Source organism: Sphingomonas sp. GW821-FHT03E12, from assembly GCF_059420685.1.
Map to the genome: position 1 here is coordinate 549,997 of NZ_JBWKUF010000004.1, position 15,273 is coordinate 565,269.

Below are 15,273 nucleotides of genomic sequence, written 5' to 3' on the forward strand. Positions count from 1 at the left end.
TCAGGGGCGGTCGCCGAACGCCTTGCGCTGGGCGGGCTTGGCGCGGTCCCACCAGGCGCGCTGGATGTAGAGCTCGATCCGGTCGCGTGCGCCGGTGCCGTAGCGGACCAGCAGCATCGGATAGTTGCGGTAATGATCGGTCTGCCAGAAGGTCTCCGGATCGGTCTCGAACAGGATTTCCTTCTCGGGCTGGGTCACGGCGAGCGCGAAGCTGCCCGGTTCGCGGCCGGGCGACATGAAGCCCTTGCCGTTGACCTTGGGGCAGGGGGTTCCCCACCAGGACGCCATCTCCACATCGGGGAGCGAGAGGGCGCAGGCACAGGCTTCTTCCCAGTCTTTCATGGCCAGCTGCTCACTCTACCGCCTTCAGCACCTCCGCGACGAAGCGGGGCGCATCGAAGGCGTTGCCTGCCTGATCCTCGCCGCGGCGGACCACGACCAGCCGTGCCGAGGGGATGACGAAGATCGTTTGTCCGCGATTGCCCTGCGCGGCGTAGCTGCCTTCGGGCAGCCCCTGTTTCGGGCCGAACAGCCACAAGGTTGCACCATAGCCGGGGCCGGTGGCGGGCTGGGGCCCGCTCGGCGTGGTCATGTACTTGATCCAGCCTTCGGGCAGGATGCGCTTGCCCTGCCAGACGCCGTCATTGCGCCAGAACTCGCCGAGCCGCGCGAAATCGCGCGCGGTGGACCAGACCTGCGATGAGAGGACGAAATTATTCTGCCAGTCGATGCCCGCGGTCGTGTGGTTCATGCCGAGCGGGCGGAACAGCCGGTCGCCGGGGAAATGAAGATAGGCATTGTCGTCCGCCAGCGTCGCTCGCAGTGCGCGGATGGCGATCATCGTATCGTTGTTGGCATAGCGGAAACTGGTACCCGGCGGCGCCACCAACGGCCACGCCACCGCCTGTTCGGTCACGCTGGTGCCGCCGAAATAGATCGCGTCGGTGCGGTTGCCCGCGGTGTCGCTGCCCAGGCCGGAGGCCATGCGCAGCAGCTGATCGAGCGTGACCGCAGCGCGCGGATCGCCATATTGGCGCCATTCTGGGATCGTCGCGGGCTTCGCGGGATCGAGCTTGCCGTCGGCGACGGCGATGCCGATCAGCGTTCCGGCGATGCTCTTGGCGACCGACCAGGTGCGGTTGGGCACCAGCGGCCCGAAGCCGTCGGCATAGCGCTCGGCGATGACCTTGCCGTCACGTAGCACGACGACGCCCGTGGTGCGGCCTTTCGAGACCGCCGGATCGAAGGCGGCGACAACCGCCGCGTCCAGCGCTTTCGACGGCTTGGGGGCAATGCCGCCATCGCCCGCCGGCCAGGGGCGGGGATCGGCGGGGAGGGGGATCGAAGGATGGGCATGATGTGCCGGGGGCAGCACGCGCTTGCCGCCGATCGGCGCAAGCACGCATCCGAAATTCGGAACGCGATAGGCCAGCCGGGGCGGCATGTCGGGCGCGAAGGGCACGCTGACGCTGCGGGCCTGCGCGTTGCTGGTGGCGGGAAGCTCGGCAACCAGGGCTTCATATTCGGGATAGATGCCGGTCAGCTCAAGCGCTGCGACCTGTTCGGGCGTGCGGCCGCCGCCGAACTGGCCCTCGCACAGGGTCAGTGCCTTGTAGCCCGCGGCGATGGCGCGCTGATGCGGGGTGAGTTCGCGTGGCGCTTGCTGCTGGGCAACGGCGGGCATCGCCATTGCGAGCACCGCAAGCAGGCAAGCTGACAAAGTTGACTCACAAACTTGACGGAAACGGCGTGCTTTCACGCGCGACATGTCAAGCTTGGGCGAGGGAGCGAACGGGGCGGCGGGGCTGGGTCCTGTCATTCTCGGATGAGAGCAGATGAACTCCAACATTTAAAGGGTCGATGGGAAAGAGGGACGTGCTTGACAATTAATCTACCTATATAGATTTAATGGCGCATGGTTCGACAACGCGCACTTTCGTCCGCCGCTCGCGACGTCCTCGCGATCCTTGCCTCATGCGGAGATGGCTGGTCCCATGGCTATGAGCTCTGCCGGCAGGCGGGGGTCAAATCGGGGACGCTGTATCCGCTGCTGATCCGCCTGGAGGCGCAAGGCTATCTGGAGGCGGAGTGGAAGGTCGTTGCGGAGCCGGGACGCCCGCCGCGCCACATGTACCGCCTGACCGCGACCGGCCAGCGTCTGGCGCAGGACAATCCGCCCGTGGCCGCGTCGGCGCGCGGTCCCGCATTCACGGCGAAGCCCGCATGATCCCTTCGCAACACGATATTGCACGGGTGCTGGTTCGCGTGGCCGCAGTGATCCTGCCTTCGCGGATGAGCCAATGGGGGCAGGCGATGCGACACGAACTGGAGGCGATCGATACCGGTGACTCGCCGGTCCGCTACGCGCTCGGCTGCGTGTTTGGCGCACTCCACGCGGCCGCCAGCTTTCACGTCGCACAACTGAAAACCGGACAAGGAGAGATGGACATGGAGGAAGTGGGGATGGACCCCGGGGGGCGCTTTCCCCGGCGGCCACATGTTATTGGCGGTATCTGCGCCGCAATCGCGACCGGGCTGGGGATCGTCTACATGACGCTGGCGGATGCGCCCGCGCGCTACCTGATCATGAATCTGGCGGCGCTGGCGGTGGGGTTCGCCTGTGTCGGCGTATCGGCCACGCTTGCGCGCCGCTACCGGGTCCCGGATGCCGTCATCGTCCTTGTCGCCGCTGTCGCCATCCTCGCTACCGCAATGCTGGGCAAGAGCGCCGATGGCACGACGCGCTGGGTCTCGCTGGCCGGGGTCTCCATTCAGCCGTCGCTGATCCTCGTCCCCCTGCTGGCGATGTGCTTCGCCCGCACGCGCAGCATCGCGGCGACGCTGGGCATCGTCTTCGCCGCGACCGCGCTGGCACTACAGCCGGATCGCGCAATGACCGGCGCGCTGGCGCTGGCGATGGTGGCGCTGCTCGCGTTTCGCAGAGAGCGTAACGCCGTTATCGCCGCCTTTGTCGCGACGGGCGCGTTCGGCGCGGCCATGCTTCGGCCTGACCGCCAGCCGGCGGTGCCGCATGTCGATCAGATCCTCTATACGGCGTTCGACGCGCATGCACTGGCCGGGGCCGCGGTGGTCATGGGCGCCTGTGTGATGCTTGTGCCGGCGATGGCCGGCTGGGCGGGGGATCGCGCCAACCGGGCGAGCCACGCCGTTTTCGGTGCAATGTGGCTGGCGATCATCGCTGCCGCCGCGCTGGGCAACTATCCCACGCCGCTGGTCGGCTATGGTGGCAGCGCGATCATCGGCTATGTCCTGTGCATGCTCGGCTGGCCGGCGTGCGCGAGCATGGCCCTGGGTTCGGGCGATACCGCGGATCAGCCGCGTTCGCGCCGCCGTTCGTCCCACCATGCCATGCGCTCGGCGATGCGTTTCTCCACGCCGCGATCGGTGGGGGTGTAGAAGGTCTGGGGCGCCATTTCCTCGGGCCAGTAATTGTCGCCGGAGAAGCCGCCCTCGGCATCATGGTCGTAGGTATAGCCCTTGCCGTAGCCGATCTCCTTCATCAGCTTCGTCGGGGCATTGAGGATGTTCTGAGGCGGCATCAGCGAGCCGGTCTCCTTCGCCGCCCGCCAGGCCGCCTTCTGCGCGGTGTAGGCGGCATTCGATTTGGGGGCGGTGGCGACGTAGAGGCAGGCTTGGGCGATCGCGAGTTCGCCCTCCGGCGAACCGAGGAATTCGTAGGTGTCCTTGGCGGCAAGGCACTGGGTGATCGCATTGGGATCCGCGAGGCCGATATCCTCGACTGCCATGCGGATGAGGCGACGGATTACATAAAGCGGTTCCTCGCCCGCGGTCAGCATGCGGGCGAGATAATAGAGCGCGGCCTGCGGGTCGCTGCCGCGCACCGATTTGTGAAGCGCGGAGATGAGGTTGTAGTGCCCCTCGCGGTCCTTGTCGTAGACCGCGACGCGGCGCTGGAGGAAGTCGCCGAGCGCCGACGGATCGAGCGGCGCCTCGAAGCTGACCGAGAACAGGGTCTCGGCCTGGTTGAGCAGGAAGCGGCCGTCGCCGTCGGCGCTGGCGACGAGCGCGTCGCGCGCCTCGGGGGTCAAGGGGAGGGGGCGTTCCTCCATCGCCTCGGCCCGGTCGAGCAGCAGGGTAAGTGCGGCGTGGTCGAGGCGGCGCAGGATCAGCACCTGCGCGCGGCTGAGCAATGCGGCGTTGAGCTCGAAGCTGGGATTCTCGGTGGTCGCGCCCACCAGCGTGACGGTGCCGTCCTCGACGAAGGGGAGGAAGCCATCCTGCTGCGAGCGGTTGAAGCGGTGGATCTCGTCCACGAACAACAAAGTGCGTTTGCCGAGCCGGGCATGGTCCTTCGCCTCGGCGAACACCTTCTTCAAATCGGCGACACCGGAGAAGACCGCGCTGATCGAGACGAAGCGCAGGCCGACCGCATCGGCGAGCAGGCGCGCGGTGGTGGTCTTGCCGGTGCCGGGCGGGCCCCAGAGGATGATCGACGACAGCTTGCCCGCCGCGACCATGCGGCCGATCGCCCCTTCGGGGCCGGTCAGATGATCCTGCCCGACGACATCCTCCAGCCGCTGCGGGCGCAGCCGGTCGGCAAGCGGGCCGCCGGTGGCGGTATCGTCAGGGGAGGTGGCGGACTGAAGACCGCCGAACAGATCGGCCATCGGGAGTAGATAGGCGCCTGGCGCTACGGCCTCAATCCTCCCCGGTACGGGGAGGGGGACCATGCGGAGCATGGTGGAGGGGCCGCCGGGCGAAGCTCGGCGGTTGGCCGGGTGAGTAAAGCGCCACCGCCGCGTTCCGCGGCGGCCCCTCCGTCATCGCTGCGCGATGCCACCTCCCCGTGCCGGGGAGGAATTTGTTCCAGAAGAGATCTTGCGTGGATCATTCTAAGATATATCTTAATCGCATCGCGACTCGAATTTGAAAGGTTCAACAATGTTTCGAGGAAATCATCATCGCGGCTGCGGGCCGCGTGGAGAAATGCGCTTCGGCGGCGGCTTCGGTCCGCGCGGGCGGCGCCAATGGGGTCCGTTCACTGTGGAATGGGATGTCAGCGGTGAGGGCCATGGCGGCGGGCGCGGGCGGCGGCGCATGTTCCAGGGCGACGAGCTGCGGCTCGTGCTGCTCAAGCTGATCGAGGAAGCGCCGCGTCACGGCTATGATCTGATCCGCGAGATCGAGGAGCGTACCGGCGGTGCCTATGCGCCGAGCCCCGGCGTCGTCTATCCGACGCTGACCATGCTCGCCGACATGGAGCTGATCGCCGAGCAGGCGAGCGACGACGCCAAGAAGGTGTTCGCGATCACCACGGCCGGTCAGGCGTACCTGACCGAGCGCGAGGAAGAGGTCGAGGCGCTGATGGAGCGGCTCACCCAGATCGGCACGATGCGCTCACGCAGCCATGGCAGCCCGGTGCGGCGCGCGATGGGCAACCTTCGCCAGGTTCTCCAGCACCGGCTGGGCGATGGCGAGGTGAGCCAGGAGACCCTACATGCGGTCGCCGACCTGATCGACGAGGCGGCGCGCAAGATCGAGAGGCTGTAAATGAGCGTAACCGCGAACGGATTTGCGAAGACGGAGAAGGCGAGCCGCTATCTCCAGCAGCTGTGCAAGCATTGGGAGCATAATCTGAAGGTCGAATTCTCGGCCGATCACGGCACGATCGTGTTCCCGAAGGATGCGCGTGGTGCGGACTGGCCCGGCGACGGGCTGGTCACGCTCGATGCGAAGCCCGATGGCCTGGCGATCCGCGTCGATGCCAGCGCCGAAGGGCAGCTTGAGGGGCTGAAAGGCGCGGTCGAGCGGCATGTTGACCGGTTCGCGTTCCGCGAGGCGCCGCTGGGGTATGTTTGGTCATAATTCCTCCCCCGAGGGGGAGGTGGCATCGCGAAGCGATGACGGAGGGGCTGCCGCGTAGACGGCAGCGCTTGCGGTAAGGTTCCCCGCCCTCTGCGGGGCGGCCCCTCCACCGCCTTCGGCGGTCCCCCTCCCCGTGCCGGAGAGGAATTAGCGGTTTTCCATCACGTCGAGATACGCGTCCAGCACCGCCTGGTTGATGCGGTCCCAGACATAGGCCTGCATCTTGGCATGGCCAGCATCGCCGAAACTGCGCCGCATCGCCGCATCGCGGGCAAGCCGCTCGATCGCGTCGGCATAGGCGTTGACGTCGCGCGGCGGGACGAGGAAGCCGGTGACGCCCTCATCCACCAGATCCATCGCGCCGGTAGCCTTCGCGGCGACCACGGGCACGCGGCACGCCATCGCTTCGGCGGTGACGTTGCCGAAGGTCTCGGTCACCGACGGGTTGAAGAACACGTCCATCCCCGCGACCGCGCGGCCGAGATCGTCGCCCGACTGGAAGCCGGTGAAGATCGCGTCGGGCACGCGCTCGGCGAACCAGTCGCGCGCCGGGCCCTCGCCGATGACGAGGATGCGGTGCGGCACCTCGCGGCGCTTCAGCTCGCGCGCGACCTCGGCGAAGATGTCGAGCCCCTTTTCGAGCACGAGGCGGCCGAGAAAGCCGATCGCGGGCACGTCATCGGGGATGCCGAGGCCGCGGCGCCATTCGTCGTCGCGGCGCTGCGGATTGAAGCGGGCATGGTCGACTCCGCGCGACCAGATGCCGATCGGGCTGCGGACGCCCCAGCCCTTGATGAGGTCGGCGATCGAATTGCCTGGCACCAGCACGCGGTCGAACTTGTTGTAGAAGCGCGTCAGGCGGCGGATCAGCCATGGCTCGAGAAAGCCGATGCCATAGTAGCGCGGATAGGTCTCGAACCGCGTGTGGAGTGAAGCGACGTTGGCGATGCCGTTGTCGCGCGCCCAGGCGACGGCGGCGTGGCCGAGGAACTCGGGCGCCGACACATGGACGAGATTGGGCTGGAACGCTTCCAGATCGGTGCGCGGCGCCTTGGGCAGGCCGAACGCGACCTTATACTCGCCGCGCCCGCCGGGCATGGCGAAGGCCGGCACGCTGACCAGATCGCCTTGCGGCTGGAAGGCGGGCGTGTCGGTGGTGGGGGAATAAACGCGGACCTGCACGCCTGCATCAAGCAGATGGCGGACGAGCTTGTTCAGAGCCTGGTTGGCGCCGTCGCGGACATAGTTATAGTTGCCGCTGAAGAGGGCGACGCGGAGGTCGGAAGCTTTCATCGCCGCGCCCATAGCGCAGCGAATGTGGCATGACTATCTCGCCGCCTCAACGCAGGAGGCTCCTCGCATGTCCGATCTGTCGCAGTTCCCGATCACGAAGCGCTGGCCGGCGCAGCATCCCGACCGCATCCAGCTCTATTCGCTCAACACGCCGAACGGGGTGAAGATCGGGATCATGCTGGAGGAGACGGGGCTGCCCTATGAAGCGCATGTGATCAGTTTCGCGACCGACGACCAGAAGACGCCCGAATTCCTGAGTCTCAACCCCAATGGCAAGATCCCGGCGCTGATCGATCCGAACGGACCGGACGGCAAGCCGCTGCCGTTGTTCGAGAGCGGGGCGATCCTGATCTATCTCGCCGAGAAGACGGGCAAGTTCCTCGATCCGGCCCAGCGCTATGAGACGATCGCGTGGCTGATGTGGCAGATGAGTGGCCTCGGGCCGATGTTCGGGCAACTCGGCTTCTTCCACAAATTCGCCGGGCGGGAGATCGAGGACAAACGCCCGCTGGAGCGGTACGTCAACGAATCCAAGCGGCTGCTGGGCGTTCTGGACGGGCGGCTTGAAGGCCGCGACTGGATCATGGACGACTATTCGATCGCCGACATCGCCTCGCTCGGCTGGGTGCGCAACCTGATCGGCTTCTACGAGGCGCGCGATCTGGTCGGGTTCGATGATTTCGGGAATGTTGCTGCATGGCTCGAGCGCGGCCTTGCGCGCCCGACGGTGCAGCGCGGTTTGCAGGTGACCAAGGCGGGGTGAGCGAATGAGGATGACTGCATTTCACCAGGCCGGTGCCCTCACGCGGGCGCCCTTGCGGGGCAGCCCGGCGTGCATCGTGACCGCCATTTCCGCCGAGTTGAAGCTGTGACGATGCCGGACGAGACGAATGCGTTGATCCCGATCCTGACCGATGCGGCGCCGGTGCCGCAAGGGCATTACAGTCAGGCGATCGCGGTCAACGGGCTGATCTTCGTCGCCGCGCAGCTGCCGATTGCACCGGACGGATCGATTCCCGAGACGATCGAGGCGCAGTGCGACGTGGTGCTCGACAATGTCGCGGCAATCCTGGAGGCGGCGGGGAGCGGGCTCGACCGGCTGGTCAGCGTGAGCATCTATGTCACCGACATTGCCAACTGGCCGCGCGTGAATAGCGGCTATGCCGTGCGGCTGGGCGAGCACCGCCCGGCACGAGGGGTGTTCGTGTCGCCGCAATTGCACCTGGGCGCTGGGATCGCGATTCAGGCGATCGGGGCGGCAAGATAGCGTGCGGCGGCGGTTGGTTCGCCCGTCCACCCACGCCATCTCACCGCATCGCATCAATCCTCGAGGGTGGTGGCCCTATGCGGCGACGCGCTCCGCATCATTCTCGCACGCCCGCTGGTGCGCCGGGCGGTCCGCGATGCGGGCGAGCCAGGCGTCGATCGCGGCGCTCTCCGGAAAGGCGTGGCGCGCCCAGGCGATCGTCGCGCCGGCCATCACATCGACCGCGGTGAAGCGATCGCCCATCAGATAGGGGCCGTTGGCGAGCGCGGTTTCGAGGCGCTGGATCACCTGCTTGTAGTTGCGTTCGGTCCGCGGATTGCCGTCGCCACCGCCATAGAGACGGCCGAAGACCGACGGCTCCATCTCGGTTGCGAGCCACAGCAGCCAGGCGAGGAAGGGACCGCGCTCATCCGAGCCCTCGGGCGCGCCGAGGTTCGATGCGGGGGCGAGGTCGCTGACATAGATGGCGATGGCGTAGCTCTCGGAGATCACCACGCCGTCATGGACGATCGCGGGCACGCGGCCATCGGGATGGATGTTGGCGGGATCGATGGCGCCGCGGCCGTCCATATGCTCGATCGTGACATAGCGCGTCTCGAAGGGGAGACCGCTTTCCTCCATCAGCCACATGGTGCGCCCCGAGCGGGTTTCGGGCGAGTGGTAGAAGGTGATCATCGCGCTGTCCTTTCAGGTTCCGGCCGGCGGGTGTCGCCGTCGTTGAAACCCTGCTACTGCCACCCTGCTGCCAACATGCTGTCAGCAGTATGGCAGTAGGGTTGAAATTGAGGTTGCAGCGAAGCAGCCTGACTTATCCGTCACCCCGGCCTTGTGCCGGGGTCCACCGAGGCGGCACGCGAGGGGCAAGAGGCTCGATGTACATAGCGCGCGGCAAGGTGGACCCCGGCACAAGATCGGGGTGACGGCGGACCAGATGTAAGGATCGCCCCATGCGCCGCGCCGACCGTCTCTTTCAGATCATCCAGCTGCTGCGGCGCCACAGCCGTCCCGTCACCGCCGATGCGATCGCCGAGGAACTGGAGACGTCGAAGCGCACCATCTACCGCGATATCGCCACGCTGATGGCGCAGCGCGTGCCGATCCGGGGTGAGGCCGGGATCGGCTATGTCCTCGACAGCGGGTTCGATCTGCCGCCGCTGATGCTGACCACCGATGAGGTCGAGGCCGCGGTGCTGGGCGCGCAATGGGTCAAGGCGCAGGGTGATCGCGTGCTGGCGCGCGCCGCCGAGGATTTGCTCGCCAAGCTTGCCGCCACCGTGCCCGAGAATCTACGCGCGCTGATCCTGGAGCCGGTGGTCGCGACGCCGCCGCGCTGGGCAGAGGAGCAGCCCGAGCCGATCGACATGGCCCAGCTGCGCCTGTGGTGCCGACGCGGGTTCAAGCTCGACCTGGCCTATGGCGATGGCGAGGGGCGGCGGTCGCGGCGGACGATCTGGCCCTTCCTGATCGGCTATCGCGACGCGGTGCGGATGGTGTTCGCGTGGTGCGAACTGCGCAATGACTTTCGCAGCTTCCGCATCGACCGGATCGAAGGGGCGGAGTTTCGGGAGGAACGCTACCCGGACCGTCCGGGCGCGCTGAAGAGCCGATGGATCAAGATGCAGGAGGCGAATTATCGGGAGACGCGATAGGGGCGATTTCCAATCCTGCCTCTTGTGGTAAGCGTTTGCCCCGGACCACCCACAGCAAGCAGGTCGGCAGCATGTTTGAACGTTGGCTAGTTCCCGCCTTTGCCACGGTGCTGAGCTTCACCTTCTTTCTCGCGGGTCTCGCCTCGGTCGCGTGGCTGCTTCTTAGCACGGCGATTCCATGCGAACCGGTGAGCTGGTTTTACATCTTCACGCAGGTCTGCATCGTTGTCGCGTTTTTCACGAACGCAGTTTTCATGGGAAGACTGAAGCTTGCCCCGAAGACCGGAAAGTTTGTGATTGCTCTCGCCTTGCCGCTGTTATCGGTTGGGCTTCATGCAGTGGCCGCGCAATGGAATGCGGCTGAGCAGCGAAGCTGCATTGAACAGCGCGGCATCAGGTAATCACCAAGCCAGACGTCCACGACCCCCATCAGCTAATCCTGCGGATCGATACCGTTGAGTTCGGCCGGAAAGGATTCGTGCGGGAAACGAAACGCTGTTCCTAATTCGTTCCGCTGCTGCTAAGCGGGCCACATGGCCAAGCTTCAGAAGCGTTATGTCTGTCAGCAATGCGGATCGGTGTCGTCCAAATGGGCGGGGCAATGTGCCGATTGCGGGGATTGGAATACGCTGGTGGAGGATGCCGGCGCCGTCGTGACGCCGTTCCAGGCCAAGCATAATCTGCAGGGCGGCGGGCGGATGATCTCGATGTCCGGCCTCGATACCGATGTGCCGCTGCCCGACCGGATGCCGACCGGGATCGCCGAGCTGGATCGCGCGCTGGGTGGCGGTTTCGTCGAGGCGAGCGCCACGCTGATCGGCGGTGATCCCGGGATCGGTAAGTCGACCCTGTTGCTGCAAGCGGCTGCCAAGATGGCCTTGCAAGGCCTTGGTGTCGCCTATGTTTCGGGCGAGGAGGCGGCCGATCAGGTGCGGCTGCGCGCGCGGCGGCTGGGGTTGGGCAATGCGCCCGTCCAATTGGCGGCGGCGACATCGGTCCGCGATATCCTGACCACGCTGGGCGGAGCCGCGGCGCCGCGGCTGCTGATCATCGATTCGATCCAGACGATGCACAGCGACCTGATCGAGGGTGCGCCGGGAACGGTGAGCCAGGTACGCGCATCGGCGCAGGAGCTGATCCGCTTCGCCAAGGAGCGCGGGACGGCGGTGGTGCTGGTCGGCCATGTCACCAAGGACGGCAGCCTCGCCGGGCCGCGCGTGCTCGAGCATATGGTCGATACCGTGCTGGCGTTCGAGGGCGAGCGCAGCCACCAATATCGCATCCTGCGGGCGGTGAAGAACCGCTTCGGCGGCACCGACGAGATCGGCGTGTTCGCGATGCAGTCCGAAGGGCTGGCCGAGGTCGGCAACCCATCGTCGCTGTTCCTCACCAGCCGCGACGAGAGCGTAACCGGGACGGTGGTTTTCCCCGCGCTCGAAGGCACCCGGCCGGTGCTGGTCGAGATCCAAGCTTTGGTGGTGCGGCTCGCCTCAGGGGCGACCCCGCGGCGCGCGGTGGTCGGCTGGGATTCGGGGCGGCTGGCGATGATCCTGGCGGTGCTGGAGGCGCGGTGCGGGCTCAGTTTCTCGACCAGCGAAGTCTATCTCAACATCGCGGGCGGCTATCGCGTCCAGGATCCGGCGGCGGACCTTGCCGTGGCGGCGGCATTGGTGTCGGCGCTGTCCGAACGGCCGGTTGCGGCCGACGCAGTGGTGTTCGGCGAGATCGCGTTGTCGGGCGAGGTGCGCCCGGTCGCGCATGGCGCGCTGCGGCTCAAGGAAGCGGGCAAGCTCGGCTTCACCCGCGCGCTCGCCCCCGCCGCGCAAGGCAAGGAAGGGAGTGTTGCGCTGACCGGCTTCAAGAACCTGGGCGGGTTCGTCGAGCATATGCTGGGGCGGTGAACGCGCTGGCGGATTTCCCTTGCCGTTCTCAATGCTTGTCCTAGGCTCGCGTGATCGGTTCTTGGGGGGAATGGATATGCGGACTTGGGGATTATTCGCTGCCGTAGCGATCACTGCGGCGCCGGCCGTCGCGCAGACGACATGGCAGCGCTACAGCCAGCCGACGGGGCTGACTGCCGAGCTGCCCGGCACGCCCGAGCGGTTCGACGAATGGACCGATGTCGCCAAAGGCCGCGTGATCCAGCTCAACAGCACCATTCGCAAAGCCGACTTCGAAATGGAGGCCTTTTTCTTCCTGCAGGCGGTGATTGCCGACAAACCCTATGACGTCGATGCGAAGCTCAGGGAGTTCACGTCGACCGGAGGCGATGCGCTGAGCGGCGCGACGCTGATCAGCCAGCGTCCCTTGCGTCCAGAGGAGATGTTGCTGCCGGGCATGCGTGGCGTCGAGGTCGTGCGGACATATGATACCTTTGGCAACGATCGCACCCAGGTCGAAGTGTCGCGCAACATGATTGTCGGCAATAAATGGCTGTCCTATTCGGTCCGCCACTACAAGAACGACAAGAGGTGGCCGTCCGACCGCTTCTTCAAGTCGATCGGCTGGAAGTCCTGAACGCGATCATTCCCAGTCGAGCGCGCCCATCTTCCATTCGTAGATCAGCCCGCAGGTGAGCACGAAGAGGAAGATCATCATCCCGATCCAGGCTTCCCAGCCGACATCGAACACGCTGACCGCCCAAGGGAAGAGGAAGGCCGCTTCGAGGTCGAAGATGATGAACAGGATCGCGACGAGGTAGAAGCGGACGTCGAACCCCTTGCGTGGCGCCTCGAACGCGGGGAAGCCGCATTCATACTCGGTGAGCTTTTCCGGCGTCGGCTGGTGCGTGCCGGTGAAACGCGACGCGACGATCGGCGCGAGCACGAAACCCAGCGACAGCAATAGCGCGACGCCGAGGAACAACAGGATCGGCAGCCATTCGAGCAGCGCAGGGGGCATGGGCACTCCTTGGATGAAAGGGGTGCCGGGCCGTCCCGGTCTTGGACCTGCAATTGGGCAGGGGAGGGCGTGGCCTCCTTCTTTTTGGGAATCAGCTCTGCGACGAGAGCTTCATCAGCACCAGGCCGCCGACGATCAGCGCTGCGGCGACGATGCGCATCGGCGTCGCCTGTTCGCCGAGCACCGCGATGCCGACGACGAACGCGCCGACGGCGCCGATGCCGGTCCAGATGGTGTAGGCGGTGCCGAGCGGCAGCGACTTCATCGCCAGCGAGAGCAAGGCAAAGCTTGCGGCCATGGTGACCAGCGTGGCGATCGAGGGGCCGAGCTTGGTGAACCCGTCGGACTGTTTCATCAGAAACGCCCAGGCGATTTCGAGCAGGCCGGCAACGGTGAGATAAATCCAGGGCATGACAGCTTCCTTGACTAAAGCTGCCGGGCCGTCCCGGACTTGGAGCCTGCGCAATGCAGGGGAAGGACGTGGCCTTCGGGCGGTCACATAGGACCGCCCGATGCCGGGGTCAAGATTCGGGCCGGGGTCAAGATTCGGGTTCGTAGCGGAGCAGGTCACCGGGCTGGCAGTCCAGCACCCGGCACATCGCCTCCAGCGTCGTGAAGCGGATCGCCTTGGCCTTGCCGGTCTTGAGGATCGAGGCATTGGCGAGGGTCAGGTCGATCCGCTCGGCAAATTCGGTGAGGGTCATGCGGCGTTCGTGCAGCAGATCGTCGAGCATCACGTTGATCGCCATCACACCGTCCCCTCAAGATCGTCGCGCATCGCCGTGCCGTGGCGGAAGACGCGGGCGAGGACGAACAGCACGAGCGCGAGGAGCAGGCTGTCGAACGTCAGGTCGATCCCACCGCCCGGCTCGCCGATCCGGTCTGCGATCATGGCGACGAGCGGGGCGAAGACGAGCATGCAGAGCTGCAACGCGACGGTGAGCCAGCCCATCTTGGTCAGACGGTCGGCGTTTTCAGGCTGGAACGGATCGCCCGTGCCGACGGTGGCGACGATCCGGCTGAGGTTCAGCACGAAGAAGAAATAGAGGACCATCATGACCGCGCAAAGTGCGGCGCCGGCGATGACGAGGCCCAGCGTGCCGTCGGCGGAGAGCCGTGGCAGCAGCTGCTGGCCGGGAACGAAGAACAGCGCGATGATCGCGCCGGCGGCCAATACGATCCCAAGGGCGAGCACGGCCATGCCGATCCGCAGGAGCAACTGAGTAATCGTGAGCAGCGGATCGCTGCGTGAGACACCATTCATTATCGACCTCCGATATAGTCAATATCGAATATCGATATATCGCGGTCGGCTGTCAGTCAAACGAATTTATCGAAAAACGATATATACCGCCTAGACGCTTCGCTTGACGGGCGGGCGGCGGGTGCCAAGCGCGGCGAACACGCCCGACCCGGCGATCACCGCCATGCCGGTCAGACCCCATTGATCGGGGATATGACCGAACACCAGCCAGCCGAGCAGCGCGGCCCAGAGCAGCTGGGCGTAGTTGGCCGGCGCAAGCAGCGAGGCAGGCGCGTGGCGATAGGCGGCGGTGAACAGGAAATGGCCGAGCCCGCCATAGACGCCGGTGCTGATCAGCAGCAGGATCTCGAACAGTCCCGGCTGCGGGCCGCCGATGAACCAGGGCGCGGCGATGCCATAGGCGATCGTCCCCACCAGCGCGGAGTAGAAGAGCAGGGCGATCGTGCTCTCGCTCGCGGTCAGCACGCGCGAGAGCAATTGATAGACGGTGGTGGTGGTCATCGCCAGCAGGGCCCAGAACACCCCCGCCGGGTCGAGCCCGCTGCCCGGCCGGGCGATGAGCAGGATCCCGATGAAACCCGTCGCGGCGGCGAGATAGCCGCTGCGGCTCACCCGCTCGCCAAGCAGCGGGCCCGAGGCGAGGATCACCATGATCGGCGCGACGAAGATGATCGACATCGTCTCCGCGACCGGCATCCGCTGGAGCGCGAAGCCCGCGGCGAGCGTGCCGAGCGCAAGGGTGCAGGCTCGGACGACGACAAGGCCGGTCCGCCGCGTCCGGGCGATCTCGCGGCCGTGAAAGGGCGCGAGCAAGGCCGTCATCAACACGAGGTTCACGGCGTAACGCACCGCCGCGATCAGCGGTACGGGATAGGAGGCGGCGAGATATTTGATCGTCGTGTCCATGCACGCGAACAGCACCAGTCCGGCCATGAACAGCGTGAAGCCGCGGACCGTGTGATTGGTGTGCATGGCGGCAGGATCGGGCATCAAGCGGCGCGTAGCCTAAATCTGGGGTTCGACAAGTCACATCCCGGCGGTAAGAGCGGGAT

Annotated in this window: 20 protein-coding genes; 10 read left to right on the plus strand and 10 right to left on the minus strand. The window is 66.0% G+C overall.

Translation table 11 applies throughout. The features are described from left to right. Positions 1-342: an MmcQ/YjbR family DNA-binding protein gene (locus AC07TU_RS15790; protein WP_495188868.1), complete on the minus strand. Its 342-nt coding sequence runs from the start codon at positions 340-342 to the stop codon at positions 1-3. A 10-nt stretch (positions 343-352) separates the two neighbouring features. Further along, a complete protein-coding gene (locus tag AC07TU_RS15795; protein ID WP_495188869.1) occupies positions 353-1,690 on the minus strand; it encodes a serine hydrolase domain-containing protein in 1,338 nt (445 codons plus the stop codon). 225 nt (positions 1,691-1,915) lie between these two features. On the opposite strand from AC07TU_RS15795, the gene AC07TU_RS15800 reads away from it, so the two are divergent. Both AC07TU_RS15800 and AC07TU_RS15805 read left to right on the plus strand, forming a co-directional pair. Beyond that, positions 1,916-2,227, plus strand: a complete 312-nt coding sequence (locus AC07TU_RS15800; RefSeq protein WP_495188870.1) for a PadR family transcriptional regulator — start codon at positions 1,916-1,918, stop codon at positions 2,225-2,227. Then, positions 2,224-3,417 carry an FtsW/RodA/SpoVE family cell cycle protein gene (locus tag AC07TU_RS15805; protein ID WP_495188871.1) on the plus strand — a complete coding sequence of 398 codons (1,194 nt, stop codon included), beginning with the start codon at positions 2,224-2,226 and terminating at the stop codon, positions 3,415-3,417. The genes AC07TU_RS15800 and AC07TU_RS15805 overlap by 4 nt, the downstream gene beginning before the upstream one ends. Here the strand turns inward: AC07TU_RS15805 and AC07TU_RS15810 are convergent. Beyond that, on the minus strand, positions 3,333-4,649 hold the full coding sequence (locus AC07TU_RS15810; protein ID WP_495188872.1) for a replication-associated recombination protein A: 1,317 nt from the start codon (positions 4,647-4,649) through the stop codon (positions 3,333-3,335). The two genes, AC07TU_RS15805 and AC07TU_RS15810, sit on opposite strands and share 85 nt — an antisense overlap. 319 nt (positions 4,650-4,968) lie before the next feature. On the opposite strand from AC07TU_RS15810, the gene AC07TU_RS15815 reads away from it, so the two are divergent. Next, positions 4,969-5,532 carry a PadR family transcriptional regulator gene (locus AC07TU_RS15815; RefSeq protein ID WP_495188873.1) on the plus strand — a complete coding sequence of 188 codons (564 nt, stop codon included), beginning with the start codon at positions 4,969-4,971 and terminating at the stop codon, positions 5,530-5,532. Continuing rightward, positions 5,533-5,847: a DUF2218 domain-containing protein gene (locus tag AC07TU_RS15820; protein WP_495188874.1), complete on the plus strand. Its 315-nt coding sequence runs from the start codon at positions 5,533-5,535 to the stop codon at positions 5,845-5,847. 147 nt (positions 5,848-5,994) lie between these two features. Here the strand turns inward: AC07TU_RS15820 and AC07TU_RS15825 are convergent, their stop codons facing one another. Beyond that, positions 5,995-7,140: a glycosyltransferase family 4 protein gene (locus tag AC07TU_RS15825; RefSeq protein ID WP_495188875.1), complete on the minus strand. Its 1,146-nt coding sequence runs from the start codon at positions 7,138-7,140 to the stop codon at positions 5,995-5,997. Positions 7,141-7,207: 67 nt separating this feature from the next. Here AC07TU_RS15825 and AC07TU_RS15830 point away from each other — a divergent pair, with 67 nt between their 5' ends. Then, on the plus strand, positions 7,208-7,903 hold the full coding sequence (locus AC07TU_RS15830) for a glutathione S-transferase N-terminal domain-containing protein (protein WP_495188876.1): 696 nt from the start codon (positions 7,208-7,210) through the stop codon (positions 7,901-7,903). A gap of 111 nt (positions 7,904-8,014) precedes the next feature. After that, entirely contained in the window at positions 8,015-8,407 is a 393-nt protein-coding gene (locus AC07TU_RS15835) for a RidA family protein (RefSeq protein WP_495188877.1), read from the plus strand. 75 nt (positions 8,408-8,482) lie between these two features. Here the strand turns inward: AC07TU_RS15835 and AC07TU_RS15840 are convergent, their stop codons facing one another. Continuing rightward, positions 8,483-9,082 (minus strand): glutathione S-transferase family protein, encoded by a 600-nt coding sequence (locus AC07TU_RS15840; RefSeq protein WP_495188878.1) that lies wholly within the window; start codon positions 9,080-9,082, stop codon positions 8,483-8,485. A gap of 272 nt (positions 9,083-9,354) precedes the next feature. Between AC07TU_RS15840 and AC07TU_RS15845 the strand changes: the two genes are divergently transcribed. The 4 genes from AC07TU_RS15845 (at position 9,355) to AC07TU_RS15860 (ending at position 12,573) form a co-directional block, all read left to right on the plus strand. Then, positions 9,355-10,056: a helix-turn-helix transcriptional regulator gene (locus AC07TU_RS15845; RefSeq protein ID WP_495188879.1), complete on the plus strand. Its 702-nt coding sequence runs from the start codon at positions 9,355-9,357 to the stop codon at positions 10,054-10,056. Between the two features lie 71 nt (positions 10,057-10,127). After that, complete coding sequence (locus AC07TU_RS15850) at positions 10,128-10,457, plus strand: hypothetical protein (protein ID WP_495188880.1); 330 nt, start codon at positions 10,128-10,130, stop codon at positions 10,455-10,457. 132 nt (positions 10,458-10,589) lie between these two features. Continuing rightward, entirely contained in the window at positions 10,590-11,957 is a 1,368-nt protein-coding gene (radA, locus tag AC07TU_RS15855) for a DNA repair protein RadA (RefSeq protein ID WP_495188881.1), read from the plus strand. A 76-nt stretch (positions 11,958-12,033) separates the two neighbouring features. After that, positions 12,034-12,573 (plus strand): hypothetical protein, encoded by a 540-nt coding sequence (locus tag AC07TU_RS15860; protein ID WP_495188882.1) that lies wholly within the window; start codon positions 12,034-12,036, stop codon positions 12,571-12,573. A gap of 6 nt (positions 12,574-12,579) precedes the next feature. On the opposite strand, the gene ndhC is transcribed toward AC07TU_RS15860, so the two are convergent. The 5 genes from ndhC to AC07TU_RS15885 all read right to left on the minus strand — a co-directional run bounded on the left by ndhC (position 12,580) and on the right by AC07TU_RS15885 (position 15,193). Continuing rightward, positions 12,580-12,957: an NADH-quinone oxidoreductase subunit A gene (gene ndhC, locus AC07TU_RS15865; RefSeq protein WP_495161942.1), complete on the minus strand. Its 378-nt coding sequence runs from the start codon at positions 12,955-12,957 to the stop codon at positions 12,580-12,582. A 91-nt stretch (positions 12,958-13,048) separates the two neighbouring features. Then, the gene (locus AC07TU_RS15870; protein WP_066576127.1) at positions 13,049-13,369 is read right to left on the minus strand and encodes a DMT family transporter; all 321 of its coding nucleotides are present in this window, start codon (positions 13,367-13,369) and stop codon (positions 13,049-13,051) included. A 127-nt stretch (positions 13,370-13,496) separates the two neighbouring features. Beyond that, positions 13,497-13,706, minus strand: coding sequence for a helix-turn-helix domain-containing protein (locus AC07TU_RS15875; protein WP_495188883.1), 210 nt, complete (start codon positions 13,704-13,706; stop codon positions 13,497-13,499). Continuing rightward, positions 13,706-14,221, minus strand: a complete 516-nt coding sequence (locus tag AC07TU_RS15880; protein WP_495188884.1) for a DUF2975 domain-containing protein — start codon at positions 14,219-14,221, stop codon at positions 13,706-13,708. The genes AC07TU_RS15875 and AC07TU_RS15880 overlap by 1 nt, the downstream gene beginning before the upstream one ends. 90 nt (positions 14,222-14,311) lie before the next feature. Continuing rightward, on the minus strand, positions 14,312-15,193 hold the full coding sequence (locus AC07TU_RS15885; RefSeq protein ID WP_495188885.1) for a DMT family transporter: 882 nt from the start codon (positions 15,191-15,193) through the stop codon (positions 14,312-14,314). Positions 15,194-15,273: the final 80 nt, after the last annotated feature.

Bases quoted from the DNA above. Each gene is read 5' to 3' on its own strand.
- AC07TU_RS15800 (WP_495188870.1), top strand. From the start codon at position 1,916: ATGGTTCGACAACGCGCACTTTCGTCCGCCGCTCGCGACGTCCTCGCG.
- AC07TU_RS15870 (WP_066576127.1), bottom strand. From the start codon at position 13,369: ATGCCCTGGATTTATCTCACCGTTGCCGGCCTGCTCGAAATCGCCTGG.
- AC07TU_RS15885 (WP_495188885.1), bottom strand. From the start codon at position 15,193: ATGCACACCAATCACACGGTCCGCGGCTTCACGCTGTTCATGGCCGGA.
- AC07TU_RS15835 (WP_495188877.1), top strand. From the start codon at position 8,015: ATGCCGGACGAGACGAATGCGTTGATCCCGATCCTGACCGATGCGGCG.
- AC07TU_RS15815 (WP_495188873.1), top strand. From the start codon at position 4,969: ATGCGCTTCGGCGGCGGCTTCGGTCCGCGCGGGCGGCGCCAATGGGGT.
- AC07TU_RS15810 (WP_495188872.1), bottom strand. From the start codon at position 4,649: ATGGCCGATCTGTTCGGCGGTCTTCAGTCCGCCACCTCCCCTGACGAT.
- AC07TU_RS15875 (WP_495188883.1), bottom strand. From the start codon at position 13,706: ATGGCGATCAACGTGATGCTCGACGATCTGCTGCACGAACGCCGCATG.
- radA (WP_495188881.1), top strand. From the start codon at position 10,590: ATGGCCAAGCTTCAGAAGCGTTATGTCTGTCAGCAATGCGGATCGGTG.
- AC07TU_RS15820 (WP_495188874.1), top strand. From the start codon at position 5,533: ATGAGCGTAACCGCGAACGGATTTGCGAAGACGGAGAAGGCGAGCCGC.
- AC07TU_RS15795 (WP_495188869.1), bottom strand. From the start codon at position 1,690: ATGGCGATGCCCGCCGTTGCCCAGCAGCAAGCGCCACGCGAACTCACC.
- AC07TU_RS15860 (WP_495188882.1), top strand. From the start codon at position 12,034: ATGCGGACTTGGGGATTATTCGCTGCCGTAGCGATCACTGCGGCGCCG.
- AC07TU_RS15825 (WP_495188875.1), bottom strand. From the start codon at position 7,140: ATGAAAGCTTCCGACCTCCGCGTCGCCCTCTTCAGCGGCAACTATAAC.
- AC07TU_RS15805 (WP_495188871.1), top strand. From the start codon at position 2,224: ATGATCCCTTCGCAACACGATATTGCACGGGTGCTGGTTCGCGTGGCC.
- AC07TU_RS15790 (WP_495188868.1), bottom strand. From the start codon at position 342: ATGAAAGACTGGGAAGAAGCCTGTGCCTGCGCCCTCTCGCTCCCCGAT.
- AC07TU_RS15850 (WP_495188880.1), top strand. From the start codon at position 10,128: ATGTTTGAACGTTGGCTAGTTCCCGCCTTTGCCACGGTGCTGAGCTTC.
- AC07TU_RS15880 (WP_495188884.1), bottom strand. From the start codon at position 14,221: ATGAATGGTGTCTCACGCAGCGATCCGCTGCTCACGATTACTCAGTTG.
- AC07TU_RS15840 (WP_495188878.1), bottom strand. From the start codon at position 9,082: ATGATCACCTTCTACCACTCGCCCGAAACCCGCTCGGGGCGCACCATG.
- ndhC (WP_495161942.1), bottom strand. From the start codon at position 12,957: ATGCCCCCTGCGCTGCTCGAATGGCTGCCGATCCTGTTGTTCCTCGGC.
- AC07TU_RS15845 (WP_495188879.1), top strand. From the start codon at position 9,355: ATGCGCCGCGCCGACCGTCTCTTTCAGATCATCCAGCTGCTGCGGCGC.
- AC07TU_RS15830 (WP_495188876.1), top strand. From the start codon at position 7,208: ATGTCCGATCTGTCGCAGTTCCCGATCACGAAGCGCTGGCCGGCGCAG.